The organism is Aeromonas diversa CDC 2478-85 (assembly GCF_000819805.1).
GTDB classification, from domain to species: domain Bacteria; phylum Pseudomonadota; class Gammaproteobacteria; order Enterobacterales; family Aeromonadaceae; genus Aeromonas; species Aeromonas diversa.
In genome coordinates, this window is the sequence record NZ_CDCE01000029.1 from 2,833 (window position 1) to 21,561 (window position 18,729).

The following is an 18,729-nucleotide window of genomic DNA, read 5'->3' on the forward strand; positions in this document are numbered from 1 at the left end:
TTGGTGACTTTTCTTTGGCCACGCAAAGAAAAGTCACTCGCCACAGCCCGAAGGGCGGGCGAAACCCTTTCGAGGGCAAAGCCCTCGCTCCTCACTCATCCGGTGCCATGGGCCGCACTTATTGCACCCTACCCCTATGCGGCGCAGCCGCATCGAGAGGTCAGTCCGCAGGGCGGGTGACGCCCATCGCTTTCTATGTGGCACCGTCATGTTAAGTTGAGCGGGAGCCCGATCAGGCTGGCGAACTTCTTGGGAGATGGCGATGGCGCACTACCTATATCGACTCACACCGGTCCGGGGCGATCTGCTGGTCACAGGCCCAACCCCGACTGAGGCGGCCCATATCGCCGCCCACTTTACCTATCTGGAGGCGTTGTGCCGGCGCGGCGTGGTACGGCTGGCCGGACGGACACTGGACGAGGGGCCCGACACCTTCGGCCTGGTGATCTTCGACGCTGTCGATGAGTCAGCCGCCAGGGCTGTGATGGAGGGAGACCCGGCTGTGGTGCACGGTGTGATGCAGGCGCGTCTGTGGCCGTTTCGCATCGCCTTGCCATAAGCACCCCCCGCAATCCACTGAGGGGCTGGTCAGGCATGCCTCTTATGTGTCCTTATCGGCGCGCCCGAGTTTTCGGTATTCTCTTGGGCTGACGCCTACCTTGGATTTGAACAGCTTGCTGAAGTGCTGAGGGTAGATAAATCCCAGGTTGTAGGCCACCTCGGTGACCGATTGCCGAGTACCGAGCAAGCTGTTCTTGGCCCGCTCGAGCACGAAGAAATGAATATAATCTGATGCGGTTCTGCCGGTCTCTTTTTTCAGCAGATCGCTCAAGTAGTAGGGGGAGATGCCCATCTCCTTGCCACAGTAGGCGACGGTGGGCAGGCCATGCTCTTCATGCTGATGGCGCAGATAGTATCGATGCAGGACCTGCTCGAAATCACTGGTGATATCTTTATTCAGATTGGTGCGCGTATGAAATTGCCGGTCGTAATAGCGGGTGCAATAGTCCAGCAGTAACTTGATATTGGAAACGATCAGCTCCTGGCTGTGGCGGTCAATATTGGCACTATATTCCGACACTATCTTGTCGATAATATCCTTCAGGCAGGCCTTCTCGGCCTCGGAAACATGCAGTGCCTCGTTGGCCTCGTAATGGAAAAAGGAGTAGGCACCGATGCAGCGGCCCAGCTCCGAGCGGCGGATCAGGTCAGGGTGAAACAGCAGGTTCCAGCTCTGCGAGTGATCCGCCACACCTCCCCCCGCCGTGTATTGCACGACCTGGCCGGGGGCAATAAACACCAGGGTGCCGTCTTGATAGTCATAGGTGTTACGACCGTAGAGGCAGGAGCCCGTCAGGCCCACCTTCAGGCTGATCGAGTAGAGCTCGGAGACGATCGGCGTATCGGCGATCTCGTCAAGCCGTGCCGGGTCAAAGACTCCGACCACCGACACCAGAGGGTGCCGGGGGGGCGCCAGGCCAAATGCCTGATGAACCTGGGCGATGGAGTTAATGAGGCGTGGCGCTTTCATGTTTCTTCAGCTCTTTCTCGTAGGTACTCATGATCACCTGGTCAAAGGCCCGGTCGCTGAGCAGGCACCTTAAAAACAGGATGGTGCGGCTCATGTAGCCCGCCACATAGCGGGTCTTGGGCCGCTTGCTATTCACTATCCTGGCGACCAGTTCACCTATGATGGCCGGGGATGACATGCTCTTGGGGTTGCTGTACAGCGCCCGGTAGGTTCTGGCCACGGCCGCCGATATGGCTTCATATGCCCCGCCCTTGGCGCGTTCAACGAGCGGTTGATACATCACATCACCAAACTCTGAGTTGATCCCGCCCGGCTCAAGCACCACCACATGGATATTAAAAGGTTTCAGCTCGAGGCGCAGGCAGTCACTCCACCCTTCCAGCGCATGCTTGGAGGCGTGGTACCAGGCGCCGAGAGGGGTATAGATCTTTCCGCCTACCGATGAGGTGTTGATAATGGTGCCCGCTGCTTGCTGGCGCATGGTGGGGAGCACCGCCTTGGTCAGTTCGGCGAGTCCAAACAGATTGACCTCAAACTGGCGTTTGGCGTCCTCGCCGGAGACATCCTCCACCGCACCCGTGACCGAGTAACCCGCATTATTCCACAGCACATCGATGCGTCCCTGCTCGGCGATGATCTGTGCCACGGCGCGCTCAATTGAGGCGGTCGAGGTGATATCGGTCTCGATGGCGAACCCGCCGGCCTGCACCAGATCGGCCATCTGCGCCACCCGTCTGGCCAGGCCATACACGATATAGCCCTCTTTCAGCAGCCTGAGCGCCCCCTCTTTCCCCATACCGGAAGAGGCGCCCGTCACCACACATACCTTTTTCATCGCTCGGTTCCTTAACTGGTTCATCGGGTGATTCACGGCATCACCCTGTGTCATCACGTTACCCAAGCAGAGGAGAGGGTACTTATACGGATTGGGGAAAAATGACGCGATTTCCCAAAACTTGGATCAACCCTGGCATAGAAGGGTCTCTAATGGTGCCTTTCTGGTCTTGAATGACACAGCTGTATCAATAACCAGCAGCCCCTGCCTTGGGCAGGTGAGGGGGCTGGGGCTGCACCTCGGGGGCGGGTGCGCGTGTCGATCTGCGGGGCCAAGCCCCCTTGGTATCGGCTAAACCAACTCCTCGGCGCTGGCGATAGTCCAGGCGCTGGGATGGGCGCTAAAGCCTAGCTTGGGGTAATACCCGGTGGCCTGTGGGGCGGCGAGCAGGATCAGCTTGCACCCCTGATGCAGCGCCTCAAGGGTGTGGCGGATCAGCGCCTTGCCGATGCCCTTGGCCTGCACCTCATCGGCGACCGCCAGATCCGACAGGTAGCAGCAGTAGTGAAAGTCCGTCACCGAGCGGGCAACCCCCACCAGCTCTTCTCCCGACCAGGCGGTGACCAGCAGATCGGCGTGCTCCAGCATGCCGGCTATGGTGGCCGCATTCTCGATGGGGCGTCTGGCCCCCAGGCTGGTGCGTTTGAGCAAGGCGACAAATTGCTCGGCCGTGACGGGGTGGTTGATACGGTAGTCAATATCCATGATGTGGGCTCATCCGTGATGGGGTAACAGAGGGCTGATATGCCCACTCTTTGCACCAAAAGGCAAGAGGGAGGCCGCGCCGCTAAGGGGCGAAGATTGGCACCTCCTTTGATTCGCAAAGATGAAGCCATCAGGCCAGGTCGTGAGACAGGGATGTACACCGAATACATCAACCGAGGTTGTGAAGGGGCAGGGTATTGGCTCCCCCTTCAATCCGCCGAGGGGAGGGCGCAAGGTCAGGGACGATCAGTGGCTACATCAATGCATCCAGTATCGGTAAGAGTATCAGTGGGGCACGGTATTGGCTCCCCCTCTGATTCGCCTAGGTGAAGCCATCATGCCAGGTCGCGAGACAGGGATGTACACGAATGCATCAACCGAGGTTGCGAAGGGGCAGGGTATTGGCTCCCCCTCTAATCCGCCGAGGGTAGGGCGCAAGGTCAGGAGCGCCATCAGGGATGATGGCGCAGCCGCAGCGGGGCATGGATGCCCCATCTGCGGCGGTCCGTCCGACCTGGCGACCGAGCCGAGGGCAGCCGCGCAGCGGTCGGATTGGCGGGGGAAGGCCTTCTTGGTGACTTCTTGGGCCAGCAAGAAGTCACTCGCCACAGCCCGTAGGGCGGGCGAAACCCTTTCGAGGGCAGAGCCCTCGCATGCAGGGTGCCCGTCGTAGGCAAGGAGCTCGACTGAGCTCCTCCAGGTGGGCGGGCGAAACCCTTCGAGGAGGAACTCCTCGTGTCCCATGCGGCGCAGCCGCATCGAGAGGCTTGCCGTAGGTAAGGAGCTTGGCCGAGCGCCTCCCGCGTAGCCGTATCAAGAGGCAGAAATAAAAAGGCGCGGTCGATACCGCACCTCCTGGGGCAAGGCGACGCTCAGGCGCCGCTCTTTCTCGGGTTGAGGGAGAGCACTCGGGTCTTGCTGACCTTGTGGCGATAGATCTCGCGCAGGTAGAGGATCGCCTTCTTGACGCATTCGCGGCTGAGGCGAATGTCGTTGATGGAGACATACTTCTCCTTCTCGCGAATCAGCTCCCGGTACTTCTTCTCATACATGGGTTTGATGGCGTACCAGTTGGTGTCGAGGATCTTGGCCGGGTTCTCAAACTCGTTGAGCATGGCGTCCAGGGTCTCGGCGCTCCACTGGTCGTCCTGGATCAGATCGAGGATCGCCTTGTCGAGGTGATCGTCGAAGCGGAAGTGATCCCGGGCGAAGCAGCGCTTGATAAAGGCGACGATCAGGGTAAGGAAGTCATCGCTCAGGCAGGGGCTCTTGACGATCAGCGTGGTCAGAGAGATGTTGGCCGAGGCGCCGATCACCAGGGCGTAACGCTTGAGGGTGGTGTTGGGGAAAAGCCCGTTGAGGTGAGACTTGAGCCGGTTGAGATCCACGTAGGAGAGCTTGTACTCCTTGGGCAGCGAGATGATCGAGACGATGGACGAGCAGTTCTTGAAGAAGTGCAGCTCGTTGAGGCGGGCCGGGTTGTGGCCGCTTTGCACATAGTCGTCCAGATACTCCTGATAGTGCTCCGCCTCGATGGGGAGCAGGCTGATCCCCTCGATGGCCTGGGTGGTCTTGTTGAAGTGGGGCAGCTGGATGGAGCGGGTGAAGAGATCGTCCACGTTCAGCCCACCTTCCCGGTCGAATAGCCCCTCCTCGGGGGAGACCGACTCCGCATAGGCGACGGCGACCGGCCCGGCCAGGCTCATGAAGAGGTCGTTGGCATCGAGGCGGATAGTCTCGCTGATGTCGATGCCGGCGCGGCGGAAGTAGTTCTCGTCGTAGTCGGTGGTGACGGCCTGGGCGGTCAGTATGTTGAAGATCTGCTGGGAGATGTACTGGTTGGCGTACTTCTCCATGGTGTTGACGTCCACATGCTGGATATCCCCGTCATCGCTCTGCTCGGCGTAGCGCATGATGTCGTTGGAGATGAGCATCATGGCGTTCCAGGGGCGGATCCGTTGCAGCATGGTGGCATCCCCCGCCACCTCGTTGTCGAAGTGATAGGAGAAGTCCCACTCCTCGGAGAGGTACTTGCACAGCAGGCGCCCGGCGTTGATATGCAGCGCCTCGGAGATCTCGATGCCCCGATCGCAGATGTTGGGCAGGATGCAGATCCCGCTGGTGAAGATGGGGTCGAACATGAAGTGCTCCCCGAGGGAGAGGGGCTCTTGTTCCTCTGACGGGGGGGAGAAGGTCTTGCTCATGTAGGAGTATTGCTGGGCCAGCCCGAACTCGGAGGCCATGCCCGACCCGGTGCCGCCGCCGGCGCTGAAGATGTAGAAGTAGAGGCGCGACTGGTTCGCCTTGATGCCGCACGAATCCACCAGATAGGTGTGAATGGCCTGCCACTGGGAGTTGGAGAAGTAGTGCGGGCTCTTGTTGAGGATGATCTTGGCCAGGTACTGGCCGAGGATGGGGGCGTTACCGGCTCCCCCCGCATGGATCTCGGAGAGATCCATGACCTGCATCTTGGCGTAATCGCGCAGAAAGCCCCCCTCACCCCCGCGGTTGGAGTGGCGAATTCGGCCGTCGATGTCCTTGTCGAGGTCCCCCAGCATCACCATGGGCTCGATCAGAAAGACCGGGCGGGCACCGTTGTGGGGCAGGCGCAGGTTGCGCCGGATCCAGCGCACCGGGCCAAACTCCTTCTCTCGCTTGCGCTGCTCTTCGCTGTTGAATTCGTTGAGATAGAAGCTGCGCGCGTTGTAGACCAGGGAGGCCACGTCTTGCGCTATGTTGGAGCCGCAGCGCCCCAGGCCGACCAGGCAGACCGAGGGGAAGCTGTGAGGCGTGTGAGTGCCTTCTGCGCCACTCTGTATCGGGGGAAAAACCGTCTGGCGCAGCTGCTCCAGGTTATCGAGAATGCGGGCGAGATCCCCTTCCGTGTAATAGAGATAACGGTTGCCGGCCGTGATCGGTTCAACCGTGCCTTCGCCGGGCAGGTGATCGGTATGCTCTGTCATGAAGTCGCGTCCTTTGCATCTGGTAGTGCATATAAATCAGCAGCTTTGCGCTGCCCACTAACCATAGTCGAAGAATCGTTGCCGCGCCGGACCGACTGCTCACTCCACCCCAAATAAATGGAAACGGCGACCCTGGGGTCGCCGTGGTTCCTCCGCCGGCCGGTTACTTGGCCAGCATCATCATCATGCCCGGCAGGGCGAAGAAGAGCCCCAGCACATAACCCATGGCCAGCAGCTTGTTCTCGCTGCCGACCTCGGCCAGTTTCTCGGCCGCGCGCACCGGCAGGTCGCGCAGGAAGGGGGTGCCATAGATGAAGAGGACGCCGAAGACGTTGAACAGCACGTGCACCAGGGCCACGGTCAGGGCCAGGTAGGCGCCCTCACCCGTGATGGCGGTCGCCGCCAGCAGGGCCGTGATGGTGGTGCCTATATTGGCGCCCAGGGTAAAGGGGTAGAGCTGGCGGGTGGTGAAGACGCCGCCGCCGGCCAGCGGAATCATCAGGCTGGTGGTGGTGGAGGAGGACTGCACCATGATGGTCACCAGGGCGCCGGAGGTGATGCCGGCGATGGGGCCACGGCCCAGGGCCTTGTGCAGCAGATCCTTGGCGCGACCGACCAGCACCGAGTTCAGCACCTTGCCGAGCCAGGTGACGCAGCCGAGGATGAGCAGGATACCGATGGCGATGGTGGCCAGCGCCGGCCCCTTGCCGGGCAGCACGGCGGTCACGGCATCGATGAGATCCATGGCCGGCTCGGTCAGGGGTTTCATGAAGTCCATCCCCTTCATGGAGAGGTTACTGCTGCCCACCAGCAGGTTGGCGAGGGCCTCGGCGCTGCGCGACAGCAGGCCGAAGGCGAGCTCCAGGGGCAGGAAGATGGCCACCGCCATCAGGTTGAAGAAGTCGTGCACCGTCGCGGCGGCGAAGGCGCGGCGGAACTCCTCGCGATGGCGCACATGTCCCATGGAGACGATGGTGTTGGTGATGGTGGTGCCGAGGTTGGCGCCCAGCACCATGGGGATCGCCATGGTCATGGGCAGGCCACCGGCCACCAGGCCGACGATCACCGAGGTGACTGTGCTGGAGGATTGCACCAGGGCGGTGGCCAGGATGCCGAGCAGCAGGGCTACGAAGGGGTTGCTGGCGAAGGCGAAGATCTGGGCCGCCCCTTCGGCGCCGCCTGAGAAGCCTTTGAAGCCATGGGAGACGGCGGCGACGGCGACCAGGATGAGGTAGACCAGGGCAATGACGCTGGCCCAGTTGAGCAGTTGGCCGTAGGAACGGTGCTGGACTTGGGACTGGGTGTGTTCGCTGTGCATGAAGCCTCGTGGGACGGTCGCGCCGTCAGGTAGCTAAGATCGGGCGCATTACAGCAGCGATTTATGACGCTTTTATTACACTGTGACGTTTTTATGATGCTTCGATGACAGAGGGCGCCATGGGGCGCCCTCAATGGGGTTCACTTGGCGATAACCATCATCAAACCGGGCAGGGCGAAGAAGAGACCCAGCACATAGCCGAAGGCGAGCAGCTTGTTCTCGCTGCCGACCTCGGCCAGCTTCTCGGCCGCCCGCACCGGCAGATCGCGCAGGAACGGCAGACCGAAGATCAGGGTGACGCCGAAGACGTTGAACAGCACGTGCACCAGGGCCACGGTCAGGCCCAGGTGGGCGCCTTCACCACTCAGTGCGGTGGCGGCCAGCAGGGCCGTGATGGTGGTGCCTATGTTGGCCCCCAGGGTGAAGGGGTAGAGCTGACGGGTGGTGAAGATGCCACCGCCCGCCAGCGGGATGAGCAGGCTGGTGGTGGTAGAGGAGGATTGCACCATGACGGTCACCAGGGTACCGGAGGCGATGCCGGTGAGCGGGCCACGGCCCAGGGCCTTGTGCAGCATCTCCTTGGCGCTGCCGACCAGCACGGACTTGAGTACCTTGCCGAGCCAGGTCACGCAGATGAGGATGAGCGCAATCCCGATGGCGATGGTGGCAATGGCTGGCCCCTTGCCGGGCAGGAAGGCGGTGGCGGCGTGGATCACCGTCATGGCCGGCTCGGTCAGCGGCTTCATGAAGTCCACACCCTGCATGGAGAGGTTGTTGCCGCCGACCAGCAGGTTGGCGAGAGTCTCGGCGCTGCGCGACAGCACGCCAAACATCAGCTCCAGCGGCATGAAGATGGCCACCGCCATCAGGTTGAAGAAGTCGTGCACGGTGGCGGCGGCGAAGGCGCGGCGAAACTCCTCGCGGTTTCTGATATGTCCCAGGGAGACGATGGTGTTGGTGATGGTGGTGCCGAGGTTGGCGCCGAGCACCATGGGGATCGCCATGGTCATGGGCAGGCCGCCGGCGACCAGGCCGACGATGACCGAGGTCACCGTGCTGGAGGATTGCACCAGCGCGGTCGAGAGAATGCCGAGCAGCAGGGCAACGAAGGGGTTGCTGGCGAAGGCAAAGATCTGGGCAGCTCCCTCGGCGCCGCCGGAGAAGCCCTTGAAGCCCGCAGAGACGGCCGCGACTGCCACCAGGATGAGGTAGATAAGGCCGATGATGGTGGCCCAGTTGAAGAGTCGGGTCAGGGTGCTGGAGTGCGCGTTGTGCATAGTGCCTCGGGTGGCAAAATTGCCGTGGTTGCTGAGATCGCGCGCATTACAGCAGTGATTTATGACGCTTTTATTACATTTTGACGTTTTGATGATGTTTCGATGACGGTCTCGGGTGGCCTGTCAGGACCGCCGCCAAGTGGCAGCTGTCGACCACTGGGGCTGCCGTCACCCAGTGCGGTGAGAGGGAGCGGCTCTCCCTCTCGTCATTGGCGCTCTCTGGTGGGGTATCTTTCCTCTGACATGAGGACCCTGCACTCAGAAGTGATAGTGCTGCACCCCAGCCTCAATCCAGGACTTGAGCGAACCGGGTTCATCTTGGCTCTGCGGTGTCGTCGCCACCTGAAGCATTTCGCTGTTACCGAGCGAGAGTCCCAGCGTGTTGCCATCCTCGAGCCTTAGGTGGTAACCCAGCGGCACGGCCATCGTCATGCCGTTGACGTCGAAGTCTTCACTGACGCGCGTGATCTCAATGACCTTGCGAATAAGGGTGCCGTCGTTGAAAAAGAGAAAATCGACAGGCGATCCATAGCCGGTATCCAGCAGTTTGATGATGTGGCGTGTGGAGTCTGCGGTAAAAACAATCATGATAACTAGCCTGTATCTAACGGAGGTTGGCCCGCCGATGTGGGATCGGCGCTTGGGGCCAGAGCCAGAAAGGGGCGCAAGATAGCAATTCAGGCCGAGTAACTATGTCATCAGGCATCGTTTTTTTATGAAAAAGGGGATGTGGGGCAATCTGACCGCGATGGGGGGTGGGAAGAGCTGGTGGCGATCGTGATGCCTTTCACTCGATTCGTGAGATGGCTGCAGGCTTTACAACAACGGCGACCAGAGGGTCGCCGTTGTTGTATCAGTGAGTTCGGCCCCTTACTGGGCATCTGCCTCTTCGTACTGGCGGAACGGGATACGGAACACCGCCAGACGCAGGAACAGATAGGTGGCACCAATGCCGGCCCAGATCAGCCCCAACTCGAGTGAGCTCTGCTCCAGGTTGATCCAGAGCGCACCTATGGTGGCGGCGCCGAGCAGGGGCAACAGCAGGTAGAGCAGGTGATCTTTCAGGCTCTTGTTGCGCTTCTCGCGCACCCAGAACTGACCGATCACCGACAGGTTGACGAAGGTGAAGGCCACCAGGGCACCGAAGTTCACCAGCGCCAGGGCCATGTCCAGATCGAACGACACCGCGGAGAGGGCCAGGGCCCCCACCATCAGCACGTTGATGGCCGGGGTGCGATATGTGGGGTGGATGTAGCCAAACACCCGCTCGGGCAGCATGCGATCGCGCCCCATCACATAGAGGATGCGCGAGACGCCGGCATGGGCCGCCATGCCGGAGGCCAGCACGGCGACCGTGGTGCACACCAGCACTATGCTCTGGAACAGGGTGCCGCCCACGTAGAGGGCGATCTCGGGCAGCACGGCGTCCGGCTCCTTGAAGCGGGCCAGATCCGGGAAGTAGAGCTGCAGACTGTAGGAGACCACCACGAAGATGACCCCACCGATGAGGGCCGTCAGCACGATCGCCTTGGGGATCACCTTGCCGGCGTTCGGGGTCTCTTCACTGAGCGAACTCAGGCCGTCGAAGCCGAGGAAGGAGAAGCAGAGGATGGTGGCGCCGGTGAACAGCGGCAGCATGCTGGCAGACTCGACGTGGAACGGCCGGGTGCTCATCAGGGTGCCGGCACCCTCACCCTGGCTCAGGCCCCAGGCGATGAGGCCGAGGAAGGTGATGATGATGGCGAGCTGGATAACGACGATGGCGCCGTTGAAGTTGGCCACCAGGTTGATGCCGCGCAGGTTGAGGAAGGTCATCACGGTCACCAGGCCGAAGATGAAGATCCAGGGCTCGACACCGGGGAACATGGCGGTCAGATAGATCTTGGCCAACAGGATGTTGATCATCGGCATGAACATGTAGTCGAGCAGGGAAGACCAGCCGACCATGAAGCCGATATAGGGGTTGAACACCTTCTGGGCATAGGTGTAGGCAGAGCCCGCCGACGGGAAGCGGCGCACCAGGTGGCCATAGCTGAAGGCGGTGAGCAGGATGCCGCCCAGCGCCAACAGATAGGCGGTGGCGACGCGACCGTCGGTGATCTCGCCGACGATGGCAAAGGTATCGAACACGGCCATGGGGGTCAGATAGGCCAGACCCATGACGATCACCTGGATCAGGGTCAGGGTCTTGAGCAGCTTGGCGCCTTGTGCAGCCATTATCGGGTCTCCTCCGTGCTCTCTCCTGTCAGGGAGATGAAACCGGCGCGGCAGGTGGCCGCCTGGAGATCGTGAGCGCCGGGGTGGCGCAGGCCGGCACATTCCGGCACAAAAGCAGTAAAACGCCCCATGTTTTCCTCATCTACAACGGGAGATTGTAGCCAATCTCGATATCACTTCCGGAATCTGTCCGGCCTCTTGTGTGGTGGTTTTGGTCCCGCAAAAGAAAAACCGATGCCGGTGGGGCATCGGTCCTTCGATGGGGCGCATATTGTGCATTTGCGGCTGGGGACAGACAAGAAAAAACGGGCGCCAAATCACATTTTTATCGTCTTCCGGAGGGGGAAAACAACAAGGAGCCCGCGGGCTCCTCGTGATGGGCTTATTGCGCCGGTTCGGCCTCGTCGCGAACCCGGAACGGGATGCGGAACACCGCCAGGCGCAGGAAGAGATAGATGACGCCGAGGGCGGCCCAGATCAGCCCCAGTTCGAAGGAGGCGGGCTCCAGGTTGAGCCAGAGCACCCCGATGCAGGCGGCACCGCACAGGGGCAGCAGCAGGTAGGTCAGATGGTCTTTCATCGTCTTGTTGCGGCCCAGCTTCACATAGAAGTGGGCAATCACCGCCAGGTTGACGAAGGTGAAGGCCACCAGGGCGCCGAAGTTGATGAGGGCCAACGCGATCTCCAGATCGAACGACACGGCGGAGAGGGCGAGCACCCCCACCAGCAACACGTTGCAGGCCGGCGTCTGCCACTTGGGGTGGACGTAGGAGAAGAAGCGGCGCGGCAGGGCGCGGTCACGACCCATCACATAGAGCAGGCGAGAAACACCGGCGTGGGAGGCGAGCCCGGAGGCGAGCACCGCCACCGTGGTGCAGACCAGTACCACTGCCTGGAAGAAGGTGCCACCCACGTAGAGGGCGATCTCCGGCAACACCGCATCCGGCTGCTGGAAGCGGGAGATATCCGGGAAGAACAGCTGCAGGAAGTAGGAGGTGGTGACAAACAGCACGCCGCCGATGAGCGCGGTGAGCACGATGGCGCGCGGGATCACCCGGTCCGCATCCGGGGTCTCTTCGGAGAGGGTGCTGATGGCATCAAACCCGAGGAAGGAGAGGCAGAGGATGGAGGCGCCGGTCAGCAGCGGGCTGATGTGCATCTGCTCGGAGAAGAAGGGACGGCTGCTGGTGACGGTGCCAAGCCCCTCGCCGTTGTAAACGCCCCAGGCGATGAGACCGATGAAGACGGCGATGATGCTGAACTGCATGATGACGATCAGGCTGTTGAAGTTGGCTACCAGCTTGATGCCGCGCAGGTTGAGCACTGTCATCACGGCGGCGAGGGCGAAGATATAGGTCCAGGGCTCAACGCCGGGGAAGAGCGCCTCCAGGTAGATCTTGGCCAGCAGCATGTTGATCATCGGCATGAACATGTAATCGAGCAGGGAGACCCAGCCCACCAGAAAGCCCACATAGGGGTGGAATACCTTCTGGGCGTAGGTATAGGCAGAGCCTGCCGACGGAAACTTGCGCACCAGGTGGCCGTAGCTCAGGGCGGTGAACAACATACCGATCAGGGCAAACAGATAGGCGGTGGGAACGTGCCCCTCGGTGATCTCGGTGACGATGCCGAAGGTATCGAAGACGGCCATGGGGGTCAGATAGGCGAGGCCCATGATCACCACATGCCACAGCTTGAGGGTCTTCTTCAGACCGACCTGTTGGGTCGCCATCATGCTTTCTCCTCGCGAAGGGTCCGCACTGAACCTTTCTCAGACATCACCGGGACGCGGGTCTCGGCATCGGGGGCGCCAGGGTGGCGCAAACCGGCGTGCGCCGGCAGGAAAGCAATGATATGCCCCATGGTGTTCCTCACTAAAAAGCGGGTGTCGTGAGATTGCTGCCAATCTCGCTATCTTTTCCGGTTTGCTCCGGCCTCGTTATGGATTTGTGCGCTGTAAAAAAAAGAACCGGTGTTCGACTCGACACCGGCTCTTTCAGCGGCGGCGCATTGTGCATTCACGATGCCCCCTTGACAAGCACAAAAGGGGGCGAAAATGCATTTTTTTGCAATGGTGAGCGGTCACTTTCACGCTGGTCAGGCCAGCGCGGCCTCCAGGGATTTTTCCAGGATGGCCAGCCCCTCTTCCAGCAGTGCGACAGGGGCCGTCAGGGGGGCCAGAAAACGGATAACATTCGCGCGAACCCCGCATGAAAGCAGGATGAGGCCGCGCTTGCCGGCCTCGGCCACCAGCCGCTTGGTGAGATCGGGATCCGGCTGGCCGGCATCCCCGTTTTTCACCAGCTCCATGGCCACCATGGCGCCGGGGCCGCGAATTTGACCTATGCAGTCGAAACGCTCGGCTATGCGATGCAGGTGGCGCTTGATGAGCTCGCCCTGAGCCTGGGCCTTCTGGTTGAGCTGCTCCTCCTCGATCACGTCGAGCACGGCCAGGGCGGCGGCGCAGGCGATGGGGGAGCCGGCATAGGTGCCGCCGAGGCCGCCCGGCTTGGCGGCATTCATGATGTCGCTCTTGCCCACCACGGCCGAGAGGGGAAAGCCGCCGGCCAGGCTCTTGGCCAGGGTCATGATGTCCGGCTCTATGCCGCTGTACTCGGTCGCGAAGGTCTTGCCGGTACGGCAGAAACCGGTCTGGATCTCGTCGCAGACGAGCAGGATGCCGTGCTGGTCGCAGACCCGGCGCAGGGCCTGCAAGAAGCTCGGTGCGGCGGGATAGAAGCCCCCCTCGCCCTGCACCGGCTCTATGATGATGGCGGCGACCCGGGCCGGCTCGATGTCGGCGGCGAACAGGGCCTCGAGGGCGGTGAGGGTGCTCTCCTCGCTCACGCCCAGATAGTCGGCCGGGAAGGGGAGGTGATAGACCTCACCGGGGAAGGGGCCAAAGCCGACCTTGTAGGGGACCACCTTGCCGGTGAGGGCCATGCCCATCATGGTGCGGCCGTGAAAGCCCCCCTTGAAGGCGATGACGCCGGGGCGGCCGGTGTGGGCGCGGGCGATCTTGATGGCGTTCTCCACCGCCTCGGCCCCGGTCGAGAGAAACAGGGTCCGCTTGGGGGTGGGGCCAGGCACCAGGGCGTTGAGGCGTTCGGCGAGCTCGATATAGCCGGGATAGGGGGTGACCTGGAAGCAGGTGTGGCTGAATTTCTCCAGCTGGTCGCGCACCGCGGCGATCACCTTGGGGTGGTTGTGGCCCGTGTTGAGCACGGCGATGCCGGAGGCGAAGTCGATATAGCGCTTGCCCTCCACATCCCACAGCTCGGCGTTGCTGGCGCGCTCGATAAAGGCGGGCAGCAGGGTACCCACGCCCTGTACCACGGCGGCCTCACGGCGGGCCTGCCACTGCTGGTTGCTCGATTGACTCATGACTCCTCCCTCCGCGGGGGCGCTCGCCCCCGCCATCTAAGTGGTGAATTAGCGGATGCCGCCAAAGCAGAGATATTTGGTTTCCAGATACTCCTCGAGCCCCTCGGCCGCCCCTTCGCGGCCAAGGCCCGACTCCTTGATGCCGCCGAAGGGGGCCAGCTCGGTGGAGATGATCCCCTCATTGATCCCGACCATGCCGTATTCGAGTCGCTCGGCCACCCGCCAGACTCGGGCGATGTCGCGGCCATAGAAGTAGCAGGCCAGGCCATAGGGGGTGTCGTTGGCCAGGGCAATGGCCTCCTCTTCGCGCTCGAAGCGCACCACGGGCGCGACCGGGCCGAAGATCTCCTCATCGAGGATGGGGTTGCCCGGTTGCACCCCGGTCAGCAGGGTCGGGGCATAGAAGAGCGAGCCTGCGTCGTGGCGAGCGCCGCCACAGATGAGGTTGGCTCCGGCGTCCCGTGCCGAGGCGACCAGGCTCTCGACCTTGTTGAGGGCGGCCGGGTTGATGAGGGGGCCTATCTGGGTGCCATCGGCCAGGCCATCGCCCACCTTGAGGGCGGCGATGGCGGCCTGGAAGCGCTCGACAAACTGATCGTGCACCCCGGCCTGGACCAGGATGCGGTTGGCGCAGACGCAGGTCTGGCCGGCGTTGCGGAATTTGGAGGCGATGGCGCCGGCGACGGCGGCGTCGAGGTCGGCATCATCGAAGACGATGAAGGGGGCGTTGCCACCCAGCTCCAGAGAGAGGCGCTTCATGGTGTCGGCGCACTGGCGCATCAGCTGCTTGCCGATGCGGGTGGAGCCGGTGAAAGAGAGCTTGCGCACCAGGGGGTTGGCGGTGAGCTCGCCCCCCACCTCGCTGGCATGACCCGAGGTGACGATGTTGATAACCCCGGCGGGTATGCCGGCCTGCTCGGCCAGGGCCGCCAGCGCCAGGGCGCACAGGGGGGTCTCGGCGGCCGGCTTGATCACTATGGTGCAGCCGGCGGCCAGGGCCGGACCGGCCTTGCGGGTGATCATGGCGATGGGGAAGTTCCAGGGAGTGATGGCGGCGACCACGCCGACCGGCTGCTTGATGGTGGCCAGACGCCGATCCGTGCTAAAGCCCGGAATGGTGCGGCCATAGGCGCGCTTGGCCTCCTCGGCGAACCACTGGATGAAGCTGGCGCCGTAGGCCACCTCGCCACGCGCCTCGGCCAGCGGCTTGCCCTGCTCGCAGGTCATGATGCGGGCCAGCTCCTCGGTGCTTTCTGTGATGGCCTGAAACCAGGCCTGTAGCCGGTTGCCTCGCTCCTTGGCGGTGAGGGCCGCCCAGGGCCCCTGGGCCCGGTGGGCTGCCTCGATGGCGCGGCGGGTATCCTCACCGTTCATGTCGGGCACCTGGGTGATGACGGTGCCGCTGGCCGGGTTGAAGACATCCAGGGTGCGGCCGCTGGCAGCCGGGCACCAGCGGCCGTCGATAAAGGCCTGGGACTTGATGAGTGACTGGGACATGGGGACCTCAGGTGGTTTTCAAAATCCAGTTGAGCTCGAGTTCGGTGACGTGGCGCTCGAACTGGAGCAGCTCGTCATTCTTGCAGACGTAATAGATGTGGCAGAACTCCTCCCCCAGATAGCGCTTGAGCACGTCGCACTCCGCGAAGGCGGTCAGGGCATCGCTCATGCGAAAGGGGAAGCTGTCGCCCTCGACGATGAGGCCGTTGCCCACCACGGGGGGCGGCGGCTGCAGCCGGTTATCGAGGCCGTGTTGCAGGGCAGCCAGCACTGTGGCCACCACCAGATAGGGGTTGGCATCGGCGCCGGCCACCCTGTGCTCGATGCGCCTGTCCTGACGATCGCCGCACGGGATGCGCAGGGCCACGGTGCGGTTGTTGTGGCCCCAGGAGGCGTGTAGGGGCACATACATGCCAGGCTGGAAGCGTCGATAGGAGTTGACGTTGGGGGCGAGCAGGGCGATGGAGGAGGGGAGCAGGTCTATCATGCCCGCCACCGCATGGAGCAGCAGGGGCGAGTCGTCCCCCTCGGCGTCGGAGAAGAGGTTGTTGCCCTGCTCGTCGACGATGCTGATGTGGATGTGCATGCCGCTGCCCGCCTGATCCGGGTAGGGCTTGGCCATGAAGGTGGCTTCCATCTCGTGGCGCTCGGCCACCCCGTGGATGAGACGCTTGAGGGCCAGCGCCTGATCGCAGGCGGCCAGCACGTCGTCGGTGTGGCGCAGGTTAATCTCGAACTGGCCCGGGGCCGCCTCGGCCACGGCGCCGTCGAGGGGCAGCCCCTGCTGCTCGGCCACCGAGTTGACCTCCTGCAGGAAGTCGTCGAAGTCGTTTAAGTTGTCTACCGAGTAGACCTGGGCGCCAATGTCCCGGCGCTGGGTCACCGGTGAGCAGGGGGGCTGGATGCGGCCATCCTCGTCCCGCTCGCGATCGATGAGGTAAAACTCCAGCTCCACCGCTACCACGGGATAGATACCGTGGGCCTTGAGGGCCTCCCACTGGCGCTTAAGGATGTTACGTGGCTCGATGGCCAAGGGGGTTTCGTCGTCATCGAGCATGGTCAGCAGCATCTGGCCGACCCGCTCCGGGTCGCTCGCCGCCGGCATCAGGGTGCCGGAAATGGGCACGCAGCGGTGGTCGGGCTCGCCCAGGTCCTGGCCAAGCCCCGCCTCTTCAACCGTATTGCCGTTGATATCCAGGGCAAACACCGAGACGGGGAAGTAGCAACCCTTCTCGAGTTTTTCCAGGGAACCAATGGGAATGCGCTTGCCGCGGAGTATGCCGTTCATATCGGGGAGCAGCATATCCATATATTGCAGATCCGGGTTGTGCTGGAAGAAGGCGATCGCCTCTTCCATGAACGGACTTCGCACGCCGTCCCTGGTCGTGTCTGTCATAGGTCACCTTCGTCGACTGTCAAAAATAATGAGCACGACTTGACCTTAAGATGGGGTCAAATGTTTTGCAAGTGTTAAATATATTTGAAATGCTGGGAGGCTGCATGCTAGAAATGGGCCTATTCGGGGGCCCTGAGTGGGTAGTACTCTGCCGAGGGTGTGCAGAATACTGAACATTCGGCTCGTTGGATATAGCGAACAAGGGCCGCAGGCTCGGCCCGCAAGGACAAGGGATATGACCGAACATGTGAAGAGCTTCTATGCGGCCAGCGCCAATCCCCATGCGCCCTGGCCCACCCTGAGCGGCGATCAGGAGTGCGATGTCTGTGTGGTAGGGGGGGGCTACACCGGTCTCTCCAGCGCCCTGCACCTGGCCGAGCGGGGTTATCAGGTGGTGCTGCTGGAGGCGGCCCGCATCGGCTTTGGTGCCAGCGGGCGCAACGGGGGCCAGATAGTCAACTCCTACAGTCGCGACATCGACACCATCGAGCGTAACTGCCCGCCGGATCAGGCCCGTCTGCTCGGTAACATGCTGTTCGAGGGGGGGGATATCATCCGCGAGCGGATCGAGCGCTATCAGATCCAGTGCGACTTTCGTCAGGGTGGGGTGTTTGCCGCCGACACCGAGAAGCAGCTGCACGAGCTCAAGGCGCAGAAGGCGCGCTGGGAGCGTTGGGGCAACGATCAGATGGAGCTCCTGGATAAGGAGAGCCTGCGCCGGGTGGTGCAGAGCGATCGCTATGTGGGGGGGGTGCTCGACAAACGAGGTGGTCACATCCACCCCCTCAACCTGGCCCTCGGCGAAGCCGAGGCGATCCGAGGTCTGGGAGGACGCATCTTCGAGCAATCCCCGGTGACCGACATAGTGCCGGGGGAGCGAGTGCAGGTGAAGACGGCCAAGGGGACGGTCAAGGCCCGTTTCGTGGTCGTGGCCGGCAACGCCTACCTGGGGAACCTGGTGCCCGAGCTTGCCGCCAAGTCGATGCCCTGCGGCACCCAGGTGGTGGCGACCGAGGTGCTGGGTGAGCAAAAGGCACGGGAGCTGTTGCCCCAGAACTATTGCGTCGAGGATTGTAACTATCTGCTCGACTACTATCGCACCACAGGGGATCACCGCCTGCTCTACGGCGGTGGTGTTGTCTATGGGGCGCGCGATCCGGCGGATATCGAGCGCCTCATCATGCCCAAGCTGCTCAAGACCTTCCCCCAGCTGGCCGGGGTCAAGGTGGAGTACACCTGGACCGGTAACTTCCTGCTGACCCTGTCGCGCCTGCCCCAGTTTGGCCGCATCGGCAGCAACATCTATTACATGCAGGGTTACAGCGGCCACGGGGTTACCTGTACCCATCTGGCCGGCAAGCTGCTGGCCGAGGCCCTGGCCGGTCAGGCCGAGCGCTTCGACGCCTTCGCCCGCCTGCCCCACTACCCTTTCCCGGGCGGGCGGCTGCTGCGAGTCCCCCTCACCGCCATGGGGGCCGTCTGGTACAGTCTGCGCGATAGCCTGGGGGTCTAGTTCAGGCTGGCGTTAAAGGGGCCACCGGAAGGTGGCCCCTCTCGTTGTGGTGAGCTCGCCCTGACCCAAGAGCATGGGCTGGCGCCGAGGTGG

General features: G+C 62.4%; 15 protein-coding genes. 2 read left to right on the forward strand and 13 right to left on the reverse strand.

Annotated elements, in window-relative coordinates:
- Positions 1-262: 262 nt before the first annotated feature.
- Positions 263-559 (forward strand): YciI family protein, encoded by a 297-nt coding sequence (locus BN1121_RS09435; RefSeq protein WP_005363748.1) that lies wholly within the window; start codon positions 263-265, stop codon positions 557-559.
- A gap of 42 nt (positions 560-601) precedes the next feature.
- Here the strand turns inward: BN1121_RS09435 and BN1121_RS09440 are convergent, their stop codons facing one another.
- The 13 genes from BN1121_RS09440 to BN1121_RS09500 all read right to left on the reverse strand — a co-directional run bounded on the left by BN1121_RS09440 (position 602) and on the right by BN1121_RS09500 (position 17,123).
- Positions 602-1,531: a helix-turn-helix domain-containing protein gene (locus BN1121_RS09440; RefSeq protein ID WP_005363746.1), complete on the reverse strand. Its 930-nt coding sequence runs from the start codon at positions 1,529-1,531 to the stop codon at positions 602-604.
- Positions 1,509-2,366, reverse strand: coding sequence for an oxidoreductase (locus BN1121_RS09445; protein WP_005363744.1), 858 nt, complete (start codon positions 2,364-2,366; stop codon positions 1,509-1,511). Before BN1121_RS09445 ends, BN1121_RS09440 begins: the two co-directional genes overlap by 23 nt.
- Before the next feature lie 291 nt (positions 2,367-2,657).
- Positions 2,658-3,071: a GNAT family N-acetyltransferase gene (locus BN1121_RS09450; protein WP_005363742.1), complete on the reverse strand. Its 414-nt coding sequence runs from the start codon at positions 3,069-3,071 to the stop codon at positions 2,658-2,660.
- Positions 3,072-3,943: 872 nt separating this feature from the next.
- Positions 3,944-6,034: a hypothetical protein gene (locus BN1121_RS09460; protein WP_005356895.1), complete on the reverse strand. Its 2,091-nt coding sequence runs from the start codon at positions 6,032-6,034 to the stop codon at positions 3,944-3,946.
- 163 nt (positions 6,035-6,197) lie between these two features.
- Complete coding sequence (locus tag BN1121_RS09465; RefSeq protein ID WP_005356896.1) at positions 6,198-7,352, reverse strand: sodium dependent phosphate pump; 1,155 nt, start codon at positions 7,350-7,352, stop codon at positions 6,198-6,200.
- A 140-nt stretch (positions 7,353-7,492) separates the two neighbouring features.
- Positions 7,493-8,629: a Na/Pi symporter gene (locus BN1121_RS09470; RefSeq protein WP_005356898.1), complete on the reverse strand. Its 1,137-nt coding sequence runs from the start codon at positions 8,627-8,629 to the stop codon at positions 7,493-7,495.
- Positions 8,630-8,887: 258 nt separating this feature from the next.
- A complete protein-coding gene (locus BN1121_RS09475; RefSeq protein WP_005356900.1) occupies positions 8,888-9,217 on the reverse strand; it encodes a hypothetical protein in 330 nt (109 codons plus the stop codon).
- A 282-nt stretch (positions 9,218-9,499) separates the two neighbouring features.
- A complete protein-coding gene (locus tag BN1121_RS09480) occupies positions 9,500-10,846 on the reverse strand; it encodes an APC family permease (RefSeq protein WP_005356901.1) in 1,347 nt (448 codons plus the stop codon).
- On the reverse strand, positions 10,846-10,977 hold the full coding sequence (locus tag BN1121_RS20265; protein ID WP_268744125.1) for a hypothetical protein: 132 nt from the start codon (positions 10,975-10,977) through the stop codon (positions 10,846-10,848). Before BN1121_RS20265 ends, BN1121_RS09480 begins: the two co-directional genes overlap by 1 nt.
- Before the next feature lie 251 nt (positions 10,978-11,228).
- On the reverse strand, positions 11,229-12,578 hold the full coding sequence (locus tag BN1121_RS09485) for an APC family permease (protein ID WP_005356904.1): 1,350 nt from the start codon (positions 12,576-12,578) through the stop codon (positions 11,229-11,231).
- A 365-nt stretch (positions 12,579-12,943) separates the two neighbouring features.
- Positions 12,944-14,230, reverse strand: a complete 1,287-nt coding sequence (gabT, locus tag BN1121_RS09490; protein WP_005356906.1) for a 4-aminobutyrate--2-oxoglutarate transaminase — start codon at positions 14,228-14,230, stop codon at positions 12,944-12,946.
- Positions 14,231-14,278: 48 nt separating this feature from the next.
- Entirely contained in the window at positions 14,279-15,727 is a 1,449-nt protein-coding gene (locus tag BN1121_RS09495; RefSeq protein ID WP_005356907.1) for an NAD-dependent succinate-semialdehyde dehydrogenase, read from the reverse strand.
- A gap of 7 nt (positions 15,728-15,734) precedes the next feature.
- Positions 15,735-17,123, reverse strand: a complete 1,389-nt coding sequence (locus BN1121_RS09500; RefSeq protein WP_043157886.1) for a glutamine synthetase family protein — start codon at positions 17,121-17,123, stop codon at positions 15,735-15,737.
- 235 nt (positions 17,124-17,358) lie between these two features.
- Here BN1121_RS09500 and BN1121_RS09505 point away from each other — a divergent pair, with 235 nt between their 5' ends.
- Entirely contained in the window at positions 17,359-18,636 is a 1,278-nt protein-coding gene (locus tag BN1121_RS09505; RefSeq protein WP_005356914.1) for an NAD(P)/FAD-dependent oxidoreductase, read from the forward strand.
- Positions 18,637-18,729 lie beyond the last annotated feature (93 nt).

What these genes read in the sequence shown, in the direction of transcription:
- BN1121_RS09435 (WP_005363748.1), top strand. Translation starts at nt 263, where the DNA reads ATGGCGCACTACCTATATCGACTCACACCGGTCCGGGGCGATCTGCTG.
- BN1121_RS09440 (WP_005363746.1), bottom strand. Translation starts at nt 1,531, where the DNA reads ATGAAAGCGCCACGCCTCATTAACTCCATCGCCCAGGTTCATCAGGCA.
- BN1121_RS09445 (WP_005363744.1), bottom strand. Translation starts at nt 2,366, where the DNA reads ATGAAAAAGGTATGTGTGGTGACGGGCGCCTCTTCCGGTATGGGGAAA.
- BN1121_RS09450 (WP_005363742.1), bottom strand. Translation starts at nt 3,071, where the DNA reads ATGGATATTGACTACCGTATCAACCACCCCGTCACGGCCGAGCAATTT.
- BN1121_RS09460 (WP_005356895.1), bottom strand. Translation starts at nt 6,034, where the DNA reads ATGACAGAGCATACCGATCACCTGCCCGGCGAAGGCACGGTTGAACCG.
- BN1121_RS09465 (WP_005356896.1), bottom strand. Translation starts at nt 7,352, where the DNA reads ATGCACAGCGAACACACCCAGTCCCAAGTCCAGCACCGTTCCTACGGC.
- BN1121_RS09470 (WP_005356898.1), bottom strand. Translation starts at nt 8,629, where the DNA reads ATGCACAACGCGCACTCCAGCACCCTGACCCGACTCTTCAACTGGGCC.
- BN1121_RS09475 (WP_005356900.1), bottom strand. Translation starts at nt 9,217, where the DNA reads ATGATTGTTTTTACCGCAGACTCCACACGCCACATCATCAAACTGCTG.
- BN1121_RS09480 (WP_005356901.1), bottom strand. Translation starts at nt 10,846, where the DNA reads ATGGCTGCACAAGGCGCCAAGCTGCTCAAGACCCTGACCCTGATCCAG.
- BN1121_RS20265 (WP_268744125.1), bottom strand. Translation starts at nt 10,977, where the DNA reads ATGGGGCGTTTTACTGCTTTTGTGCCGGAATGTGCCGGCCTGCGCCAC.
- BN1121_RS09485 (WP_005356904.1), bottom strand. Translation starts at nt 12,578, where the DNA reads ATGGCGACCCAACAGGTCGGTCTGAAGAAGACCCTCAAGCTGTGGCAT.
- gabT (WP_005356906.1), bottom strand. Translation starts at nt 14,230, where the DNA reads ATGAGTCAATCGAGCAACCAGCAGTGGCAGGCCCGCCGTGAGGCCGCC.
- BN1121_RS09495 (WP_005356907.1), bottom strand. Translation starts at nt 15,727, where the DNA reads ATGTCCCAGTCACTCATCAAGTCCCAGGCCTTTATCGACGGCCGCTGG.
- BN1121_RS09500 (WP_043157886.1), bottom strand. Translation starts at nt 17,123, where the DNA reads ATGACAGACACGACCAGGGACGGCGTGCGAAGTCCGTTCATGGAAGAG.
- BN1121_RS09505 (WP_005356914.1), top strand. Translation starts at nt 17,359, where the DNA reads ATGACCGAACATGTGAAGAGCTTCTATGCGGCCAGCGCCAATCCCCAT.